Annotated in this window: 19 protein-coding genes; 15 read left to right on the forward strand and 4 right to left on the reverse strand. The window is 35.2% G+C overall.

Annotated features, from left to right (window positions below; genetic code table 11):
- Positions 1 to 65 precede the first annotated feature (65 nt).
- The 7 genes from HF990_RS00485 to glnA all read left to right on the forward strand — a co-directional run bounded on the left by HF990_RS00485 (position 66) and on the right by glnA (position 6,007).
- Entirely contained in the window at positions 66 to 746 is a 681-nt protein-coding gene (locus tag HF990_RS00485; RefSeq protein WP_016836846.1) for an adenosylcobinamide amidohydrolase, read from the forward strand.
- The gene (gene cbiB, locus HF990_RS00490; protein ID WP_016836847.1) at positions 743 to 1,696 is read left to right on the forward strand and encodes an adenosylcobinamide-phosphate synthase CbiB; all 954 of its coding nucleotides are present in this window, start codon (positions 743 to 745) and stop codon (positions 1,694 to 1,696) included. Before HF990_RS00485 ends, cbiB begins: the two co-directional genes overlap by 4 nt.
- Positions 1,671 to 2,747 (forward strand): pyridoxal phosphate-dependent aminotransferase, encoded by a 1,077-nt coding sequence (locus tag HF990_RS00495; RefSeq protein ID WP_016836848.1) that lies wholly within the window; start codon positions 1,671 to 1,673, stop codon positions 2,745 to 2,747. Before cbiB ends, HF990_RS00495 begins: the two co-directional genes overlap by 26 nt.
- Positions 2,737 to 3,339, forward strand: coding sequence for a histidine phosphatase family protein (locus HF990_RS00500; RefSeq protein ID WP_016836849.1), 603 nt, complete (start codon positions 2,737 to 2,739; stop codon positions 3,337 to 3,339). Before HF990_RS00495 ends, HF990_RS00500 begins: the two co-directional genes overlap by 11 nt.
- A 62-nt stretch (positions 3,340 to 3,401) precedes the next feature.
- Positions 3,402 to 4,019 carry a Bax inhibitor-1/YccA family protein gene (locus HF990_RS00505; protein ID WP_016836850.1) on the forward strand — a complete coding sequence of 206 codons (618 nt, stop codon included), beginning with the start codon at positions 3,402 to 3,404 and terminating at the stop codon, positions 4,017 to 4,019.
- Positions 4,020 to 4,224: 205 nt separating this feature from the next.
- Positions 4,225 to 4,629, forward strand: coding sequence for a MerR family transcriptional regulator (locus HF990_RS00510; RefSeq protein WP_016836852.1), 405 nt, complete (start codon positions 4,225 to 4,227; stop codon positions 4,627 to 4,629).
- Positions 4,630 to 4,672: 43 nt separating this feature from the next.
- Positions 4,673 to 6,007 (forward strand): type I glutamate--ammonia ligase, encoded by a 1,335-nt coding sequence (gene glnA / locus HF990_RS00515; RefSeq protein ID WP_016836853.1) that lies wholly within the window; start codon positions 4,673 to 4,675, stop codon positions 6,005 to 6,007.
- A 60-nt stretch (positions 6,008 to 6,067) separates the two neighbouring features.
- On the opposite strand, the gene HF990_RS00520 is transcribed toward glnA, so the two are convergent.
- The 4 genes from HF990_RS00520 to HF990_RS00535 all read right to left on the reverse strand — a co-directional run bounded on the left by HF990_RS00520 (position 6,068) and on the right by HF990_RS00535 (position 10,185).
- Positions 6,068 to 7,972: a hypothetical protein gene (locus HF990_RS00520; RefSeq protein WP_168411727.1), complete on the reverse strand. Its 1,905-nt coding sequence runs from the start codon at positions 7,970 to 7,972 to the stop codon at positions 6,068 to 6,070.
- Between the two features lies 1 nt (position 7,973).
- Positions 7,974 to 8,480, reverse strand: coding sequence for a PilW family protein (locus HF990_RS00525; RefSeq protein WP_168411728.1), 507 nt, complete (start codon positions 8,478 to 8,480; stop codon positions 7,974 to 7,976).
- Positions 8,473 to 8,898, reverse strand: a complete 426-nt coding sequence (locus tag HF990_RS00530; RefSeq protein ID WP_168411729.1) for a type IV pilus modification PilV family protein — start codon at positions 8,896 to 8,898, stop codon at positions 8,473 to 8,475. The genes HF990_RS00525 and HF990_RS00530 overlap by 8 nt, the downstream gene beginning before the upstream one ends.
- A gap of 828 nt (positions 8,899 to 9,726) precedes the next feature.
- Positions 9,727 to 10,185: a hypothetical protein gene (locus HF990_RS00535; RefSeq protein ID WP_168411730.1), complete on the reverse strand. Its 459-nt coding sequence runs from the start codon at positions 10,183 to 10,185 to the stop codon at positions 9,727 to 9,729.
- Between the two features lie 491 nt (positions 10,186 to 10,676).
- Between HF990_RS00535 and HF990_RS00540 the strand changes: the two genes are divergently transcribed.
- From HF990_RS00540 to HF990_RS00575, 8 genes are all read left to right on the forward strand, one after another.
- Positions 10,677 to 12,017, forward strand: coding sequence for a VanW family protein (locus HF990_RS00540; RefSeq protein ID WP_168411731.1), 1,341 nt, complete (start codon positions 10,677 to 10,679; stop codon positions 12,015 to 12,017).
- Positions 12,018 to 12,032: 15 nt separating this feature from the next.
- Entirely contained in the window at positions 12,033 to 13,700 is a 1,668-nt protein-coding gene (locus HF990_RS00545; RefSeq protein WP_168411732.1) for a GspE/PulE family protein, read from the forward strand.
- Between the two features lie 13 nt (positions 13,701 to 13,713).
- Positions 13,714 to 14,757 (forward strand): type IV pilus twitching motility protein PilT, encoded by a 1,044-nt coding sequence (locus HF990_RS00550; RefSeq protein WP_168411733.1) that lies wholly within the window; start codon positions 13,714 to 13,716, stop codon positions 14,755 to 14,757.
- Positions 14,754 to 15,962 carry a type II secretion system F family protein gene (locus tag HF990_RS00555; RefSeq protein WP_168411734.1) on the forward strand — a complete coding sequence of 403 codons (1,209 nt, stop codon included), beginning with the start codon at positions 14,754 to 14,756 and terminating at the stop codon, positions 15,960 to 15,962. Before HF990_RS00550 ends, HF990_RS00555 begins: the two co-directional genes overlap by 4 nt.
- Positions 15,963 to 16,074: 112 nt before the next feature.
- Positions 16,075 to 16,530 carry a type II secretion system protein gene (locus HF990_RS00560; RefSeq protein WP_184656201.1) on the forward strand — a complete coding sequence of 152 codons (456 nt, stop codon included), beginning with the start codon at positions 16,075 to 16,077 and terminating at the stop codon, positions 16,528 to 16,530.
- A 155-nt stretch (positions 16,531 to 16,685) separates the two neighbouring features.
- Positions 16,686 to 17,663: a type IV pilus biogenesis protein PilM gene (gene pilM / locus HF990_RS00565; protein ID WP_168411735.1), complete on the forward strand. Its 978-nt coding sequence runs from the start codon at positions 16,686 to 16,688 to the stop codon at positions 17,661 to 17,663.
- Positions 17,660 to 18,244: a hypothetical protein gene (locus HF990_RS00570; RefSeq protein ID WP_168411736.1), complete on the forward strand. Its 585-nt coding sequence runs from the start codon at positions 17,660 to 17,662 to the stop codon at positions 18,242 to 18,244. The genes pilM and HF990_RS00570 overlap by 4 nt, the downstream gene beginning before the upstream one ends.
- Positions 18,241 to 18,933 (forward strand): potassium transporter, encoded by a 693-nt coding sequence (locus HF990_RS00575; RefSeq protein WP_168411737.1) that lies wholly within the window; start codon positions 18,241 to 18,243, stop codon positions 18,931 to 18,933. The genes HF990_RS00570 and HF990_RS00575 overlap by 4 nt, the downstream gene beginning before the upstream one ends.
- The last annotated feature ends 6 nt before the right edge of the window (positions 18,934 to 18,939 follow it).

The following is an 18,939-nucleotide window of genomic DNA, read 5'->3' on the forward strand; positions in this document are numbered from 1 at the left end:
TTTGTTCACTTAAACTTCGATTTGTGTTAACTTACTTAATAGAGTAGTCAAAAAGAGGGAATAGAATGATAACACTTGAATGTATCAAAAATTATGGAGAATTTATTGCAATTGAAGCGAATGAACCCATGCGCACGTTTAGTTCAGCTATGCACAATCCTGGTTATGGTCATTATCAATATTTTATTAATCGTACTGTTGATAAATCCTACTTTCCTCAGGATGCCCATGAGGAAATGAAACAATTTCTTCTATCCAAAGGCTTTCCACTTGATAAAACCGTAGCGATGATGACGGCTGTCGATATGAAATTTGCATTTTCACGTTTTTACGAGGAGGGTGAAACTTCCATCGTTTTACTTGTTACTGCTGGATTGAGTAATGCGGTGGATGTTACAAAATCTCATGCATATTCTTATAAACCAGCAAATGGCACAATCAATATCTTTATTTTCATAAACGGTTATTTAACGGATGAGGCATTAATTCAAGCATTATGTTGCGCTATTGAAGTGAAAACAAAAGTGCTCGCGGAACGAAACATTATCGATTCCAATTCCGGCACGATTGCGACAGGTACTTCTACTGATAGCGTTTGCATTGCCTCCACTCAAAAAGGGGAATTTCATGAATATGGAGGGTCCATTACAAAACTTGGTTCGTTTGTTGGAAAAGCCTTATATGAAACGTTAACAATGGCCGTTGATGAATATATTGCTTATACGAAAGGAATATCGAAAACATGACGATTGTTGCAGTGATTGTTGGACAATTGCTAGATGCTTTTATCGGTGACCCTCCAAAATTTCCACACCCTGTTCGGTGGATCGGTTCATTCATCAGATTCCTTACCTATCGTTTCAATAAAGGATCTTACCGCTTTCTTAAAGGAATGATTACCGGTATTCTCGTTGTATCTGTTGTAGCTATTACAACTTTTCTTATAGTGTATTTAGCTTATAAAATTCATGTAATAGTAGGCATACTCATTGAAGGGGTATTGATTGGGATTGGACTAGCCCAAAAAAGTTTAAAAGAAGCAGCAATGGAAGTATATAATGCGTTAATTGCAGGAGATTTAAATGAAGCTAGAAAAAAACTATCGTGGATTGTGGGGCGCGATACCGAACATTTAGAGGAATCGGAAATTGTGCGCGGTGTTGTAGAAACAGTCTCTGAAAATACAAGTGATGGGGTAACAGCACCACTATTTTACGCTTGTCTTTTTGGAGCAACTGGATTATGGGCTTATAAAGCAATTAACACGTTAGATTCCATGATTGGTTATAAAAATGAAAAATATATTGAGTTTGGAAAATTTAGTGCAAAGTTGGATGACGTGGCTAACTTTATTCCAAGTCGATTAACAGGTTTGATTATTTTATTGTTCACGAAAAATAAAACCCATCGCTCGTTAACTGAACGGATTCGTTTATGGAGGATAGATGCAAAAAAACATCCTAGTCCTAATAGCGGTTATTTAGAAGCTGCTACCAGCTATCAACTTGGAATTAGACTAGGAGGCTACAACTCTTACCAAGGTGTACAATCCTTTAGAGCTTATATGGGAAAAGCGGATGTGCCGTTAGAGGTAAACCATATTAAAGAAGCAATTCGCCATATGTTTATCGTTTCAGCACTATTTACGATTATCATGGGAGGTGGCGTCGTTGCAATTACCGTCGCATGGGGCTAATTACAAAACACTTTATCAACGTTTTCAGATTCCAATTCCTGAAAAAGTATATGATTTAAGTGAAAATGTGAATGCATTTGGCTTTCCTCAGAAAGTGAAAGATGCTTGGCCCCAATTCATTCACCATATTTCCACCTATCCGCATCCAGAAGCAGAACCGTTAAGAACAATGCTAGCAAAGAAACTAAATGTTCAACGAGAAAACCTTATCATTGGAAACGGCGCGGCAGAATTATTAACCTTTTTTGCTGGAAGATTTACTAATCGACAAGTAATCATCGTTCATCCAACCTTTTCTGAATATAAATCGACGTTGGAAGCGCAAGGAGCCAAAATCATTGAATATGTGGCTCATGAAATTACGACATACAAACTTCCAATGAATCAAATCAAAAAGAGCATGCATGATGCTTCTTGCCTCTACTTATGTAATCCGAATAATCCAACGGGTTCCCTTATTTCAAAGGATATAATTGAAGAACTCTTGATTTACGGAAGAGAAGTAGGTTGTGAGCTGTTAGTTGATGAGGCCTTTATGGATTGGACCGATGAATCTGAATCTGTTATCTCCCTAATAAAACAATATTCTAATCTTTCGGTTATGAGATCGATGACGAAAATGTACGGTATTGCTGGCATTCGATTAGGATATTTAGTTTCAAGCGAAAATGTTATCAATCAGTTGAGAGAAAAGCTTCCTCATTGGCACGTAAATGCTTTGGCAATCGAAATCGGCAGATTGTGTTTAGAAGATGATAAATTTCGAAAAGAAAGCATTGAAAATCACCAATCATTAAAAAGAAATCTAGAAAACTATTTGCACAAACAACAATGCATCATAACGAAAAGCGTTGCGAACTTTTTATGCTTTCAATTGAAAGAATCGCAAAAAACAAGAGATTTTTATTTTTATTGCCTTCGTAATGGAGTTGTCTTAAGACATACAGAAAATTTTGTTGGTATGGATGGCAAATGGCTTCGAATTGGAATTAAAAGCGAAAAAGCAATCGAAAAATTTCAGCAAGTTATGGATGAATGGTATGGAAAATAAATTAGAACTTTATATCGTGCGCCATGGAGAAACAGAATGGAATAAAGAAGGGCGGCTGCAAGGGTGGCTCGATTCAAATTTAACGAAAATGGGCATTGAGCAAGTCATGCGTTTAAAAGGGCAACTTCAAGACATTTCATTTGATGCGGCTTTTTCTAGTCCTTCAAAAAGAGCCTATGACACTGCCGAAATATTAGTAGGTCATTATTTAACGATTGAAAAAGATGCTAGATTGCAAGAAATTCATTTAGGTAGTTGGCAAGGAAAGCGGATTGCAGAAATTCAAAATGATGATGCAGAAAGATACGAGGAATATTGCTGTTATCCAGAACGATACACCCCTGATACCGGGGAAAGTTTCCAACAAGTTATTCAACGAATGGACGAGTTTGTTCAATTTTGTGCAAGAAAATTGAGCTCGGGGAAAATTCTTGTTGTATCCCATGGTGTAGCCATTCGCGCCCTAATATTATCGATTTTACGATTACCAATTCAACATATATGGGACTTTGAAATTGAAGGAGCAAGTGTCACAAAAATTATCGTGACAAAGGAAAATCGAATGATTGAATATACCGGAAAGGTCTTTTAGTTTGAATATACAACTCCAATGAAAAATATATTGAACTAAATAAGATAAACGGAGTTGTTTACATGTACGCCCATCATTTAAGACTTGTATTACAACATTTTGCTTTAATGTGGGGTTTAACGGCCATTGGTTTATTGATTGGAATGTTATTGCCATCTTCAATTGTTTTGCCCATTGCAATTATGAATATTATCTTGTTAATTGTCGTCGTTTTTGTACGCAATGTATATTTAGCGGGTGGAATTTTATATACTGTTCCATTTTTAACAGGTATTATGTTCTTTTGGTTAGGTCAGTTTTTTATAGAGGCACTAGGAGCAGCATTTTTGCTTTCCGTATTTTTCGGAACGGTAATTCTATTTATTATACTTGCGTTAGTGGGATTAAATATACCACGGGATCTTTCTAGCTGGGGAATGTATTTAGTGGCAATTTTACTTATTGTTATTATATTTTCCCTTATTTATTTCTTTATCTCAGTTAGCAGTGCAGTACATATATTTATTGCAGCTTTAATCGTATTGGTATTTGCTCTTTTCACTGTGTATGATTTTAATTTAATTCGGAATCATTATGTAAAAGAAGATGAAGTTGTAAAGATGGCTTTGAGTTTATATTTAGTTTTTATCAATTTATTTATCCATTTATTAGAATTGATTTACCGATTGAAAAAAGGATAATGATAAAGGAAAAAACTGTGGAAAATGACAATCAATTTTCCCACAGTTTTTTTGTTTTGCGTCAAAATAAAAAATAAACAATTTTTCTTAGGATAAATGGCAATTTATCTCGAATATACAATAAATTACTGATGTTAGGTTTTCTAACATGACATTGACAAATAAAATGACAGGTAGTAAAATTTCCTCATTGGGGAGGAGTGACATGTCAAATCAAAAGAAACGGACGAGTGAAATTCGAAAATCTATGCCTTTATTGCCAATTGGTACGGTAATTCAATTAACGGATCTTACGGCGCGCCAAATTCGTTATTATGAAGAACATGATTTAATTCGTCCACATCGTACAGAAGGCAATCAACGAATGTTTTCATTAAATGATGTTGATCAACTGCTAGAAATTAAAGATTTACTTGAACAAGGTTTAAACATTGCGGGAATCAAAAAAGTCTTTGAAATGAAAAAAGAGGAAAATGAGCATAATAAAATCGGAAAAGAACTATCAGAAGATAAAATCCGCAGCATTTTGCGGGAAGAAATGAAGATTGCTCAATCCCGTTTGCAAAAACCTTCCTTGCGTTATGGAGACGTTAATAGGCTCTATCAATAACAATCCTCAAAGCAAAGTTAACATAATTAGGAGAGTGGATTTTTTGAGTCGTTATACAAAAGAAGATATCTATCGTTTAGTAGAAGAAAAGGAAGTAAAATTCATCCGATTACAATTTACTGATATTTTAGGAACAATCAAAAACGTGGAAATTCCTGTAAGCCAATTGGATAAGGCATTGAACAATAAAATGATGTTCGACGGATCTTCCATTGAAGGATTTGTGCGAATTGAAGAATCTGATATGTATTTATATCCGGATTTAGATACATTCATGGTATTCCCTTGGACAACTGGGAAAGGGAAGGTAGCTCGTTTTATTTGTGATATTTACACTGCTGATGGCGAACCATTCTTAGGTGACCCTCGCACAAACTTAAAACGAATTATTAAAGAAATGAAAGAAATGGGCTTTACCGATTTCAATCTAGGGCCTGAACCAGAGTTCTTCTTATTTAAATTGGATGAAAACGGCGAACCTACTTTAGAAGTTAACGACCATGGTGGATATTTTGATTTAGCTCCAACTGACCTTGGAGAAAACTGCCGCCGCGATATTGTATTAGAGTTAGAAGAGATGGGCTTCGAAGTGGAAGCGTCTCACCATGAAGTGGCGCCAGGACAACATGAAATCGACTTTAAATATGCAGACGCAATTACTGCTTGTGATAATATTCAAACATTTAAATTAGTAGTTAAAACGATTGCAAGAAAACATGGATTACATGCAACGTTTATGCCGAAGCCATTATTCGGTGAAGCAGGGTCAGGTATGCACTGCAATGTTTCTTTATTCAAAGGAAATGAGAATGCATTCTATGATCCATCAACAGAACTTGGATTATCCGAAACGGCGATGCAATTTATGGCTGGTGTATTAAAACACGTACAAAGCTTTACGGCCATTACAAATCCAACAGTGAACTCTTACAAGCGTTTAGTACCTGGGTTTGAAGCCCCTGTATATGTCGCTTGGTCTGCACAAAATCGCTCTCCATTAATTCGTGTACCAGCTTCTCGCGGAGTGTCAACACGTATTGAAGTGCGTTCTGTTGATCCATCAGCGAATCCATATTTAGCAATGGCAGTTATTTTAGCGGCTGGTCTTGACGGAATTAAAAATAAATTAACGCCGCCAGCACCAATTAACCGAAACATCTATATCATGACAGAAGAAGAGCGTCGTGAAAATGGAATTGAAAACTTACCAGCACAATTAGATGATGCCCTTCGTTTATTAGAGCAGGATGAAGTGGTGAAAAACGCACTTGGACCACATATTTACCAAAACTTTAAAGAAGCGAAGGAAATCGAATTCGAAATGTACCGCTCCACAGTTCACCCGTGGGAGAGAGAGCATTATTTGAAAATGTATTAATTAGTTAAGTATACAAACACAGCAGCCTCAGAATTATCTATTGGCTGCTGTTTTACATTTTTACATTTGTTTATCTATATATCTCGGTATGTCAACATTGTAGATTAGTTCTTCTGTTCGATTTAATTGAAGATATGTGGCAACTACATCTTCGTTATAATGAACTTGCAAACGTGAGTGGTATTTATAGCATTTTTGTTGGTTATTTTTATTCGGATAACTACAGCGAGAATCATTCGGATATTGATACGAATTGTAAGTATCATAATCATCTTGTTTTTCACTTATTAAGAAATAATCGCTTCCATATTTTTTACTATTCGAAAACGAACTTTCACTAGATTTTCCCCTGATAGCATGTAAAGTAATTCTATTCCCATAAATACCGCCATGGATTTTCATATTGGATCCTACACCGTATATTTCAAGTTCTTGATCTGAATAAAGATAACCATAAATTTCACTCGGATTATCATGATCAGACCATAATGAATTATTAGCTAATTTTACTTTTCCTTTTGAGAAAATAACTAACGTACCATTTGAATTTTCGCCATTATCATTTTTGTAAGTAAGGCTGTTTATTTTCGAATATTGAATATCAACTCCTGATTGACCATTTACATAAATTAATGCATTAGCTGATAAGTCAGAATTATTAATAATGAGTTTTCCATTCACAAAGATACTACCTTGCAGTTCAACTTTACCTGTAATCGTTAAATCACCATTTACATACAAAGTATCGTTTATATTGACTTTTGTAGAAGTTTTATCTCCACCTTTAATTCTTAAATTCGCATTAGTAGCAAGGCGATCAAACTCAAAATTACCGTTTAATTCAAAGGTTTTTGTATTATTTGGTTCATAGTATCTTGTTTTTGTACAAAGGAATAATCCACACCAATCTAAATAAGTTTCTGTATAAACTAAGTATCTATTACCTTTATAAGTACCACTTGATATGTTGTAACTATCTGAAATTGATTGTAAATCTGTTGTATTAGGTGAATTTCTTTCGTATTTATAAGCAGATTTTTTACTCTCTATATCCACTGGTTTTATTTCTGAATCGGTAGTTATAATCGAAGGAGCAGTATCAAATACGCTAGTATCAAATAAATCGCTTATTTTATCTTTTTCGATGTTACTTAATACGCTATTATTCAATAAGTGAATCCCATCGTAACGTTGACTATTAGTTAGTTTGTCTACCACTTGATAAAATTTACTATTATTACCTACTACAATTTTTGGGCTACTACGTTTACTTGTTGATTTCATACTTGGCTTTAAGCTTTCAACCCAATAGTGACTAGAATTATTTATTATATGAGCTTTTTCGTAAGTGGTTAAGCTTCCGTTAAACCTTAGATCGCCAGTTATTTGTACCGCACCGTTTAAATGAATATTTCCTTGTGAAGTGAGTGCATATTTTAACTGTTCAGGAACTTTATCTGCTCCAATTTCTACAAATGTTGTTAATTGTTTTCTTTTCCCATTAACATTACCAATACTTACTATTTCTAATTTTCTTTTTAATACATTTAATTCCCCGTCTTCATCATAAACTGGATGTACATCTTTAATACAAGCGATAGATTGATCGGAAGCCTTACTTGTTGTAACGACTAATCCGCTAATAAGATTCCCATTAGAGTCGAATGTACATCGATATTTCGGATGATTTTTGTCATATTTTTCTAACTCATCAATAAAATCATCTTTTGATTTTCCGCTTTTTGTAAAATCGGCAAGGCTAGTATTGATATCATTTACAATATAATCTAAACCCTTTTCTGCTAAATTTAATGATTGAACACTTTCTTCGCGAGTAGTGTTTCTTACGGTCCCGTTCATTGATAATGTAACTAATGAAAAAGCTATTACTGAAAATAATATGATAATCGCAAAGGTAAGGAATAGGGTGTATCCTTGTGAATTGTTAATATATTTTTTTAACATACTAACCCTCCTCTTCTTCTTTTTTAAGATCATTGATTGATCGAACTTCAGTTTTAAAGGTTTTTTCAAAATTGTTTTTGGTAGATTGTAAAGTCAACATGATAGTATATGTACGATTAAGATTGGTATCCTCAGTGTACTCAATATCGCTTTTTTCCCATACAACTTCAACGATTACATCATTGTATTGAAGTGTTGAACCATTTAAATAAATTTGCCCATTTTTAAATCCAGTAATAGTTGAAGAATCATCAATTTTTTCAAGATAATAATTATTGTGACCAGGATCTTCTATAAATTTAAATTCTGAATTTTTTGAGGTATATATTTCTTTTATTAGACTCGACATAATAAAATCCGCTGCGTCCCTTATAGCAATTTCGGAGGTTACCTTTTCTTGTGTTTTAAAAGAATTTATTAAAAGGGTAGTAGAAAAAAGAAGTACAAAGCTGGAAATTATGATTGCTGCAAGTAGCTCAACCAAAGTGAGACCTCTTTGATTATTCATATATTACGTACCCCTCTACAGTACTTTTTTTACCGTTATATTCGACAGTAACAATAACGTTAATTAATTTGTTGTTTTTTTCTTTGTTATTTTGTGTTGCAATAATTTCGAGGTCGTAAGTATCGCCGCCCGAATATATTTCTTTTGTTTTTCGAATAGTTTGATTATAATTTACTGAATGATCTACTGGGGGTAAATTACCGGTTTCAAAAGGAGATAACTTTATTCTTTCAAGTTCTGCTTCAGCTAAATTGATAGCAATTAACTTGTCATTATTGTAATTAGCAGTATTAAACGAAGAAATGAATAATGAATAAAAGCTAAGTAAAGCGATTGTAATTAAAACAATTGATGCGACAGCTTCAACTAACGAAAAACCTTGATTATTCTTAATAATATTAAAAATTTTTAAATACAATTTCTTCACCTACCTGTCATAACAACAAAAAATGTCTTTGATGAATAGAGATTGATCAATGAAAAACGAATGCATAAAGTATGGATTTGAGTAGCAGTGATATTATTTATTGAATGAATGATGCCAAATATTGAAGAAATCTTTTTCAGTGTATTTTATGAGTAAACTTTCAGATTTGATGAAATAGTAGTAATAAAGACATATTTTAAATAGAAAAGTTTTAAGATTAATTATTAATATAATACAAATGTAATAGGTGGTTGAAAATGGGTATAAAGTTATAAAAATGTTATGAACTCACATTTATGACTTAGAAATTAGTAATAATTTCTTTTGGAGTGTAGGTCGTTCCACTTCTTTTTTTTTCACATTTTTAATATCCAGTTTGTTTGCAACAATAAATGTCATTGTGTGTAATAAAACAATATATTTTCACGTTAAGGGATGAGTAGTAAAATTTTCTTATTCAATATCATTATATGTGAAGGATAAATGAAGAAAATTACATTTCTATTGAAATATTGACAATAAAGTGATTTTTTCTGCTCACTCATTAGAGATCCTTAAAATGTTTATATTAATATTGAATCAATCCAATAAAAAAGGGGGCGTCTGAAAAGTCATTTCAAGACGCCCCCTTTGCGGCTGTCGCACAAGCTTTCGCCGCAGATAAATTGCGGCTGTCGCACAAGCTTTCGCCGCAGATAAATTGCGACGAGGAGGCGTGTTTGATGTGACCACTGCAGGAACAAAGTTTTTAAGAGAAGATTACTATAAGAAGTAAGGCTGTTCAGAAAGTGTTCGACTTTCTGGACAGCCCCCTTTTTTTTATTCCTTTCCTTCCGCTTCCCATTTCAAAACATTTTCTTTTTCAACAATAAGTGCTCCGTTTTCTTTATCAAAAACTGAAACATAAACTCTTGTAAGATTTTCATATTCAGCATGTGGTTTCATTTTTAAAATAACGTAAAATTCATCTTCTTCTTTATATTCTTTTTCAAAGGTGAAGATGGCATATTCTCCTTCCTTTGGTTCGCGATAGCCGATTGATTGGATTGCTTCGAATCGCTTTTCAAATGGATATTGTTCCGCAACAGCATAGGCTTTATTAAGTTCCGCTTCTGCCACCCTTGTAGCCTCAGCTATCACTTCTTCAGAAAATTCGATATTTCGATCTTTAATTGTAAAATAAATCATTGCACCGCCTGAAATAAGAAAAAGTACACAAATCGTGATTACTGTAACAACTAGCGATTTGCCGCCTCTTTGATTGAATAGATATTTCACTATAAGCACCTACTTATCATGTAGAATGAATTCTAATTTCAATGTAATGAAAAACGTTGAAAAATGCCATAGAAGTCAGTGAATTGTGCTTTCATTGTCACAATATGTTGATGTTTTGATTTATCTTGCTTACAAAACATTATGGAATCATAACATATTGTTTTTGTAACAAAAATGAAACATTTTTTACAAATCTTATATACATATAACAAAGGTAATCAAAAATATAATTATAGTAGAAGGGAACTATTATTTATCTGGAATGGATATATATTATAAAATAAAAAATTTCCAGTAAAATGGATGATTTTTGGTCTATAAATTTATTGTACAAAAAAATTTAAGGAAAATAGGTATAAAGAATCATACTAAAAATTGTAAATTAATGTATCCTATTTTGTGTGAATTTGATTAGGGGATTATTTACTATGAGATATAGTAAATTATGATTAATATTGGTACAAAAAGTGTTGTGTAATGAGGTGGATACGTTGAAATATTTACAATCTCACAAAGCATTCACCTTCATCCTAGTGATTATTGCAATGATTTGCATATTGATTCTGATGCAAACTTCACTAAAAGCTTTTGCAGATGGAAAACAAACGAACGGTTCTACAATTGGTGGAGTTAGCGTTTCTGGATTAAAAGAAGATGAAATTAAAGAAATACTAGAAAGTGCAATTGTTGAATGGAAATCACAACCAATTATCATCAAGGGTGGCGGTGCGGAACTTTCAATTGATCCGCAAGAAATACAATTTGACATTGAAAGTTCGATAGCAAACTATCAAAATTTAATAGTCAAGCCATTATTCTTATTTTGGACATCGGATAAAGTCGTTCATCTACCTCTTTACATTTCTGACAGTGAAGTTATAAAAAATCGACTTTCCAATATTTCGATTTGGGACATAGAAGCAACATACAATCAAGTTATTATGCGAGCTTCTTATTTAAAATCTCATGAAGTAGAGGCTACTGTTATCGATACGACTCTACTTGAAAATGAAAGAATCGCATTGTCCATTGAACAAATTCCAACTGAAGCAAGAGGCGTACTAGCATTAGCAGAATCGTTAAACGATTATATATTAAAACCAAACGAACCATTCTCTCTATTAACCTATTTCGAGAGTTTAAATCTAACAGATGAGGCAAATTTGGAAGGATTCAATTTCTTTAGCTCGTTAATTTACAATACCGTATTGCAAGGAGAAGTTGATATTTTAGAGAGACATTCTCAAAAAGAAATTCCTACTTATTTGCAACCAGGAATGGATGTATATGTAGATGCATTTTCCGAAAAAGATTTGCAATTTGTCAATGTTTCTGAACATCCTTATCTACTTAAATCAACAGTCGAAGATGACCAATTAAAAGTAGCGTTACATTCTGCTGTAAAAGATTCAACTATTCACATTTCTGTTCACCAACAATCTATTAATCCTCGAATTATTAACCGCTATTCAAACGATTTACCAATGGGAACAACAAAGCTTATTCAGGAAGGAGAACAAGGGCTTCGAGTAACGGTTTCGAGAAAAATTTCCAAAAATGGGGACGAAAGAATACAAGAGATTAGTAGAGATTATTATCCTCCAAAAAATCGTATTGTTTTGATTTCAGCAAAAAAACCAGTTTTTGAAAACAGCGATGTGATGGAAGAACAAGGTAATTTATCAAGCTTTAATTTCGTGGAGAATGTGGATTTAAATGGTGATGGATTACCGGATTATGACGACCGTTACGAAGTTGAAAATCATAATTTCGAGGATAGGTTGCCTCCTGGAAGTTACTATGATAAAGGCGGAAATTTAGTAACTCCATAGAAAGGAGAGGGCAAAATGATTACAAAAAATCGGAAGCGATTAGGGGATTTGCTCGTAGAAGCAGGGGTTATATCACCTGAGCAGCTTGAATACGCACTAAAAAATAAATCAAGCAACGAAAAATTAGGGGATTTCTTAATTCGAGAAAATTTTTTAACAGAGCAACAATTAATTGAAGTGCTTGAGTTTCAATTAGGTGTTCCTCATGTAAACTTAAGCCAATATCGAATCGATCCAGAAGTACTTCAGTTAGTGCCTGCAGAGTTGGCAAAACGAGCTCAAATTATGCCTATTCGCCGAGATAAAAATCGATTGTTTATCGCAATGGCTGACCCGATGGATTACTTTGCTATAGAAGAAGTTCGAATGGCAACCGGATGTCACATCGAGACGGGGATAGCTGCGAAAGATGATTTATACAGAACAATTGCTAAATATTATGATTTACAAGAATCGATGGATGCGGCGATGGCCGATTTAAACATTGCTGCATCGGAAACGGTAGATCAGCAAATTACCGATGACGATTCACCGATTGTTCGATTAGTAAACCAATTAATTTCCAATGCGGTATTGCAAAAGGCGAGTGATATACACTTTGATCCGCAAGAGACGGAATTTCGCGTAAGATACCGGGTAGATGGTGTGCTTCGAACAGAGCGTTCACTTCCAAAACATATGCAAAACATGGTGACAGCCCGCATTAAAATTATGGGGAATTTAAATATTACTGAGAATCGTATACCACAAGACGGCCGCATTAAAACGACCATTAATTTCCGGCCGGTGGATATTCGCTTATCGACATTGCCGACGATTTACGGTGAAAAAATCGTTATGCGTATTCTCGATTTAAGCAATGCGGCTACAAATATCGATAAATTAGGATTTAGTAAACAAAACGAACAATTATTCCGTAACATGATTTCAAGACCAAATGGCATCGTGTTAATCACCGGTCCAACCGGTTCAGGTAAATCGACGACATTGTATGCCGCTTTATCTGAACTTAATCAAGAAGGGGTAAACATTATTACCGTTGAAGATCCAGTGGAATATCGACTCGAGGGAATCAATCAAATTCAAGTAAAAGAAGAGGTTGGTTTAACATTTGCGGCAGGGTTGCGATCCATCCTCCGTCAAGACCCAGATATTGTAATGATTGGGGAGATAAGGGATACCGAAACAGCAGAAATTGCAACTCGAGCGTCCCTTACTGGTCACTTAGTTTTAAGCACCCTTCATACTAATAGTGCCGTTGAATCGATTTCTCGACTTGAGGACATGGGAATTGAACCGTTTTTAATCGCTTCTTCCGTCGTAGGAGTTATTGCACAACGATTAGTAAGAAGGGTATGTCGCGACTGCGCTGAAACAGTATCTGCAACCCTTCGAGAAAAGGAAATCTTTTCTAGGGAAGGATTGCAAATTGATAAGGTGCTTCGAGGTCGAGGATGTCCCGCATGTAACCACACGGGATATAAAGGCCGAATTGCAATTCATGAAATCTTACCAATTAATCGTACGGTGAGAGATTACATTTTACAACGAAAAGGAATTCCAACCATCATGGACTACATGAAGCGGGAAGGCTATCGAACTTTACTTGGAGACGGATTTTTAAAGGTATTAAATGGCTTGACAACTACAGAAGAAGTACTACGCGTAGCAACGGTCGAATAGAAAGGGATATGCCATGGGGTATTCAATCCAAGATTTACTACAAAAAACTTATGAATACAATGCTTCAGATTTACACATTACGGTTGGAACTCCACCAGTGTACCGAATTCACGGTCAATTAGAAAGGTTTGGAGATTCCGAGTTGACTGCTGAAGAGATTATTGACATGGTGAACGCTATTATTCCGGATAACAAATTAGAAGAATATCGTTCAAAAGGAGATGCAGATTTTAATTACGCTTTTAACGAAAATTTTCGATTCCGTGTCAATGCTTATCATCAACGAAATGCACCAGCATTAGCTTTTCGATTAATTCCAACGAAAATCCCGACCATTGAATCGCTCGGAATGCCGAAAGTGTTATATGATTTGGCGGATAAACCACAAGGACTTGTGCTCGTAACGGGGCCTACAGGTTCTGGTAAATCTTCTACGTTGGCAGCAATGATTCACCATATCAACGAAACGAAGGCAAAACACATCATTACGCTAGAAGATCCGATTGAATTTATTCATCAACATAATCAATCCATTGTCAATCAACGGGAAATTGGAATTGATGCAAAAGATTTTGCAACAGGACTAAGAGCTGCTCTTCGTCAAGACCCAGATGTCATTCTCGTTGGAGAAATGCGGGATTTAGAAACGATATCAACTGCAATTACTGCTGCAGAAACAGGGCATTTAGTGTTTGGTACACTTCATACATCCAGTGCACCGACAACGATTGATCGTATTATCGATGTTTTTCCACCACATCAGCAAAATCAAATTCGCAATCAACTTGCTAATGTGTTGCAAGGAGTAATTTCCCAACGACTTTTCGTTCGAAAAGATAGAAGCGGCCGTGTAGCAGCAACCGAAATTCTTGTGGCTGTGCCGTCAGTGACAAATTTAATTCGCAACGAAAAGATTCACCAAATTCAAAATATCATGCAAACGAGCCATGCACTAGGCATGCATACGTTGCAACATTCAATTCAAGAGTTGCTTTCAAGAGGCATCGTGTCGTTTGAGGAAGTGAAACCTTACATGAACGTTGGTGATTACCATTGACCATTTACAGGTATGTAGGAAGGACGAAAACAGGTCAAGTAATAAAAGGCAAAATCGATGCAACAAGTAAAAAAGCTGCGATTGCAAAACTTCGGGAGAAAGGCATCAACCCTCGGGAAGTCAATCAATCGTCGAGCATCCTTGACAAAGAGCTGAATTTCGGTGGGGGAAAAGTAAAAAACCAGGAATTCGTCATCTATTGCCGACAATTTGCTACGCTGATTCGCGCAGGTGTATCGATTGTTGATTCTACAAATATATTATCTCGCCAAACAAAGAGCAAGCCATTAAAAAAAGCCTTGGAGATGGTGGAGGAGGATATTCGAACGGGGATTTCCTTCTCCGATGCGACAAAAAAACATCCGAAAGTGTTTCCCGAATTGTTTACTAACATGATCGCTTCCGCAGAAGTATCGGGGAATATGGATATTACTTTGGATAAATTGGCTACAACCTTCGAAAAGCAATACAACTTAAAGAAAAAGATTCAATCGACGATGACTTATCCGTTAATATTGCTTGTTTTAACTATTGCAGTAGCCATATTTATGATGGTCTTTATTGTTCCTTCATTTACTGAATCCTTTGAAAGCATGGGGGCAGAGTTGCCAACAGTTACCATCATCACCATCAAAATTAGCGATTGGTTACGAAATTTTTGGTGGGTAGTACTTGGTATTCTTGTAATCGCAATTGTGCTGTTTTATTTCCTTTATAAAAACAATAAAGAGTTTCACTATACGATGAATTATTTATTGTTGAAATTTCCAATATTTGGTCCGCTATTGCAAAAATCTGTTATTGCACGGATGGTATCCACTTTGTCTTCATTGTTTAGTAGTGCAGTACCGATTTTGCAAAGTCTAACGATTGTAGAAAAAGTGGTCGGGAATCCGGTGATTTCACAAGTTGTAAGAGAAGCAAGAGATAGTCTTGAAAAAGGGAGTCCACTATCAGAACCTTTAGCGAAAAGTTGGTTATTTCCACCGCTTGTCACATCGATGATATCGATTGGAGAATCTACGGGTTCCCTCGATTATATGCTAGAAAAAGTTGCGGAATTTTATGAGGCAGAAGTGGAACGCAATGTGGATACGTTAAAGTCGTTAATTGAACCTATCATGATTCTATTTCTGGCAGTAATTGTAGGTGGAATCGTTGCAGCAATCTTCTTGCCGATGTTTAGCTTGTATGAACAAATGTAGGAAAATAGATTAATAGTTTCGGACTATTTTAAGGGGGTGAGGTTAACGGGTAAAAGTGTAGTCCGAACTAAGTCATAACGAGTTACATACTAATCCTAAAGGAGGTTTTTATATGTTAAAATTATTGAAAAAACGTTTGAAAAATGAAAAAGGTTTAACATTAGTAGAATTATTAGCGGTAATTGTTATTTTGGCCATTGTTGCGATGATTGCGGTTCCGGCAATTGGAAATATCATTGATAATTCAAGATATAAAGCAGCAAAAGCGGATGCCATTATGATTCTGGAAGCAGCAAATATATATTTTACAGATAATCCTTCTAAAACGGAAGTTGCAATTAAAGAGTTAAATGAATCAGGTTATGTAGAAAATTTAGGAACATTTAAAAGGGAGTCAGGTGGTAAGGTTAACAATGGCAAGCCATTAACATTAAATGGAACGGCAACAATCTCAGGTGAAAAAACAGTTAAATTCACCAATGCAACGATTGAAAAAATAAGTGAAGATGAGAGAAGCGCAAAAGAAGCATTTAATGGTGGAACTAGTGCTGAAATTTCTGGTAGTTAAGTTCAATCTGGTGGTAACAGTGGTCAATCTGGTGGTAATGAATAAATTTTTTTAATTGCCTATAAGACAACTAACCTGCACTTGGTTAGTTGTCTCAATAGGTAATTAAATATCTGTCTAATAGTATTTGAAAATAATTCAAAGGAGCCCTGCGTATGTTTAGAAGAAAGAAAAAATCTCATGTATCCATTGAAATCAATGATTACGTACTTCGCTCCCTTGTGATGAAGGGATCAGATCTATCGCAGGCGAAAGTAATGGAGATTGCCATTCCAGAAGGGGTAATTGAAGAATCTGACGTAAAAGATGAGTTGACTCTGTATGAACTCTTAAAAAAATACGCTCCCAAATGGGGTGGGAAAAACCAACATGTTCGTTTTCTCGTTCCGGATTCTTTCATTCTATTAAAATCGTTTGAACATCCGAATGATATTGAAGCAACTAAATTAAGAGAATATGCGGAAATGGAAATCGGTTACTCCATTCATCTCCCATTTGAAGAGCCCCTTATTGATGTGTTTGACCCGGAAGAAGGGGACGGCAAGGCGATGCTGTTTGCCGCAAGCTCTGAACAAGTGAATAAATACATACATTTATTTTTAGATATTTCGATGCATCCGGAAGCGGCGGATGTTCGGGCACTCTGTAATTTACGATTGCTTGAATCGTTGAATCTATTAAATGAACAAAAAACCTATTTGCTGACAAATTGGTTACTTAATGAATTATCCATTACGATTTATTCTAAAGGGAATGTCGAATTCCAACGTTTTCAACCCATTGATACGGATTTGAGCCGATGGAAGGCGGAAGAAGTGGGTGAGCATCAACTAGACTTCTCCTATTATGGAGAGTTTGAAGATTATCGCATGCTCATTTCAGACCAGGTGTTAGAGCTCGATCGCATCATGAATTTCTTCCGTTTCTCTTTAAATAAAGGAGAAAAGGGAGTCGATGAAATCATCGTCATGGGGGATAACCCCTATCTTGATGAAATTCATTCTTTTCTGCAACAAAGTTTTGATTTACCTATGCAATTAATTAATGATTCGTTTATTCAACAATATTATCCCGAATTGAAGGCAAAACATGCATCGTTAATGGGACTGGCCTTAAAGGAGGTTAAATCATGATTCCAGATATTAACCTGTTGCCGAGAGTCGATAAAAGGCAGTCCGCATCGAAAAATCTCTATATTCTCTTAACAATTGTTGTTTTACTTCTCGTTGCTTTTTTTGCGTTCCAATATTTTAAAATTCGAGGCGAAATTGCGCATTTGCGAAGCGAAGAACAACAAGTGATTGCAGAGCGGAATCAATTGCAAGAAGAACTCGACAGCATGACCGTTAACACAGGTTCGTTAAAGCAATCCATTGAATTTGTTGAGACAATTTCGTATCCAGTTTCACCCATAATCGATGAAACGATTCGTTTGCAGACGGGACATTCTTATTTAAGGGAATATACATTTGACGCAAAGACAGCAGAGGTAACAATGGACTTTGAAACATTAAGCGACATAGCGAACTATTTGTCTCGACTAACAGGAAGTGCATATTTCCAAGATGTGCAAGTGTCTTCCATTGAACATTTTGATCCTAGTGATCGTGAGGAAGAGAAAGACACGACGAACTTCAACGAAATCCCCCGATATGAAGTAGTATTTACACTCTTTATTAATCAACAATATTTAGCTGCTGGAGGTGTTGAATGATGAAATTAACTAGTGGCAAAAATTCATCCACCTTGTTGATTATTGCCCTCGTAGCAGCACTGTTATTTGCTGTATATTATTATGTTATTTTACCAAAAAAAGAGGAAGTCGCCTCACTCGAATCGTCCATTACTTCGACTCGCTCTGAAATTACCACAATTCAACAACAAATCGAGGAAGTTAATGCTAGTAAAAGCATTGACGAAGCAACGCTTTTTGAAATGCGTCAGAAAGTTCCTGCTACAAGAAATTTAGATGATCTCATATTAAATATAGAAGAAACTCAATATGTATCGGGCACAAAAATTTTATCGGTTGATTTTAACAACTACGATACGCTTGTTTCTAATTCCGAGTTGGAAGACCCTAACGCTCCAACAGAAGACAGTGAAAATGTAGATGACTCTGGGGAAGAAACGTCTTCAAACGAAAGACCTGTTTCGACAATTGCAAAAGAATCTTTACCTCCAGAGTTAAAATTAATTACATTTGAAGTCAATGTGGAATCCCCAGATTTCCAGCATCTAGTCCATTTTATTAAAGAAATTGAAAAAATAGAACGTATTATGCATATTGATATTATCGATTTTTCTCTGCCTGGGGAAGAAAATGAATTCGCTGAGGATCCAGTGGATAGCATCGAAGCAACTGTTCAAGTGACAACCTTCTATTATGAAGGAGATGAATAGTCAATC

The organism is Ureibacillus thermosphaericus (assembly GCF_012396605.1).
GTDB classification, from domain to species: Bacteria; Bacillota; Bacilli; order Bacillales_A; family Planococcaceae; genus Ureibacillus; species Ureibacillus thermosphaericus.

Coding starts and splice junctions, on each gene's coding strand:
- HF990_RS00570 (WP_168411736.1), top strand. CDS start 17,660: ATGATTCCAGATATTAACCTGTTGCCGAGAGTCGATAAAAGGCAGTCC.
- HF990_RS00525 (WP_168411728.1), bottom strand. CDS start 8,480: ATGAATAATCAAAGAGGTCTCACTTTGGTTGAGCTACTTGCAGCAATC.
- pilM (WP_168411735.1), top strand. CDS start 16,686: ATGTTTAGAAGAAAGAAAAAATCTCATGTATCCATTGAAATCAATGAT.
- HF990_RS00510 (WP_016836852.1), top strand. CDS start 4,225: ATGTCAAATCAAAAGAAACGGACGAGTGAAATTCGAAAATCTATGCCT.
- HF990_RS00550 (WP_168411733.1), top strand. CDS start 13,714: ATGGGGTATTCAATCCAAGATTTACTACAAAAAACTTATGAATACAAT.
- HF990_RS00500 (WP_016836849.1), top strand. CDS start 2,737: ATGGAAAATAAATTAGAACTTTATATCGTGCGCCATGGAGAAACAGAA.
- HF990_RS00545 (WP_168411732.1), top strand. CDS start 12,033: ATGATTACAAAAAATCGGAAGCGATTAGGGGATTTGCTCGTAGAAGCA.
- HF990_RS00560 (WP_184656201.1), top strand. CDS start 16,075: ATGTTAAAATTATTGAAAAAACGTTTGAAAAATGAAAAAGGTTTAACA.
- HF990_RS00520 (WP_168411727.1), bottom strand. CDS start 7,972: ATGTTAAAAAAATATATTAACAATTCACAAGGATACACCCTATTCCTT.
- cbiB (WP_016836847.1), top strand. CDS start 743: ATGACGATTGTTGCAGTGATTGTTGGACAATTGCTAGATGCTTTTATC.
- HF990_RS00485 (WP_016836846.1), top strand. CDS start 66: ATGATAACACTTGAATGTATCAAAAATTATGGAGAATTTATTGCAATT.
- HF990_RS00505 (WP_016836850.1), top strand. CDS start 3,402: ATGTACGCCCATCATTTAAGACTTGTATTACAACATTTTGCTTTAATG.
- HF990_RS00575 (WP_168411737.1), top strand. CDS start 18,241: ATGATGAAATTAACTAGTGGCAAAAATTCATCCACCTTGTTGATTATT.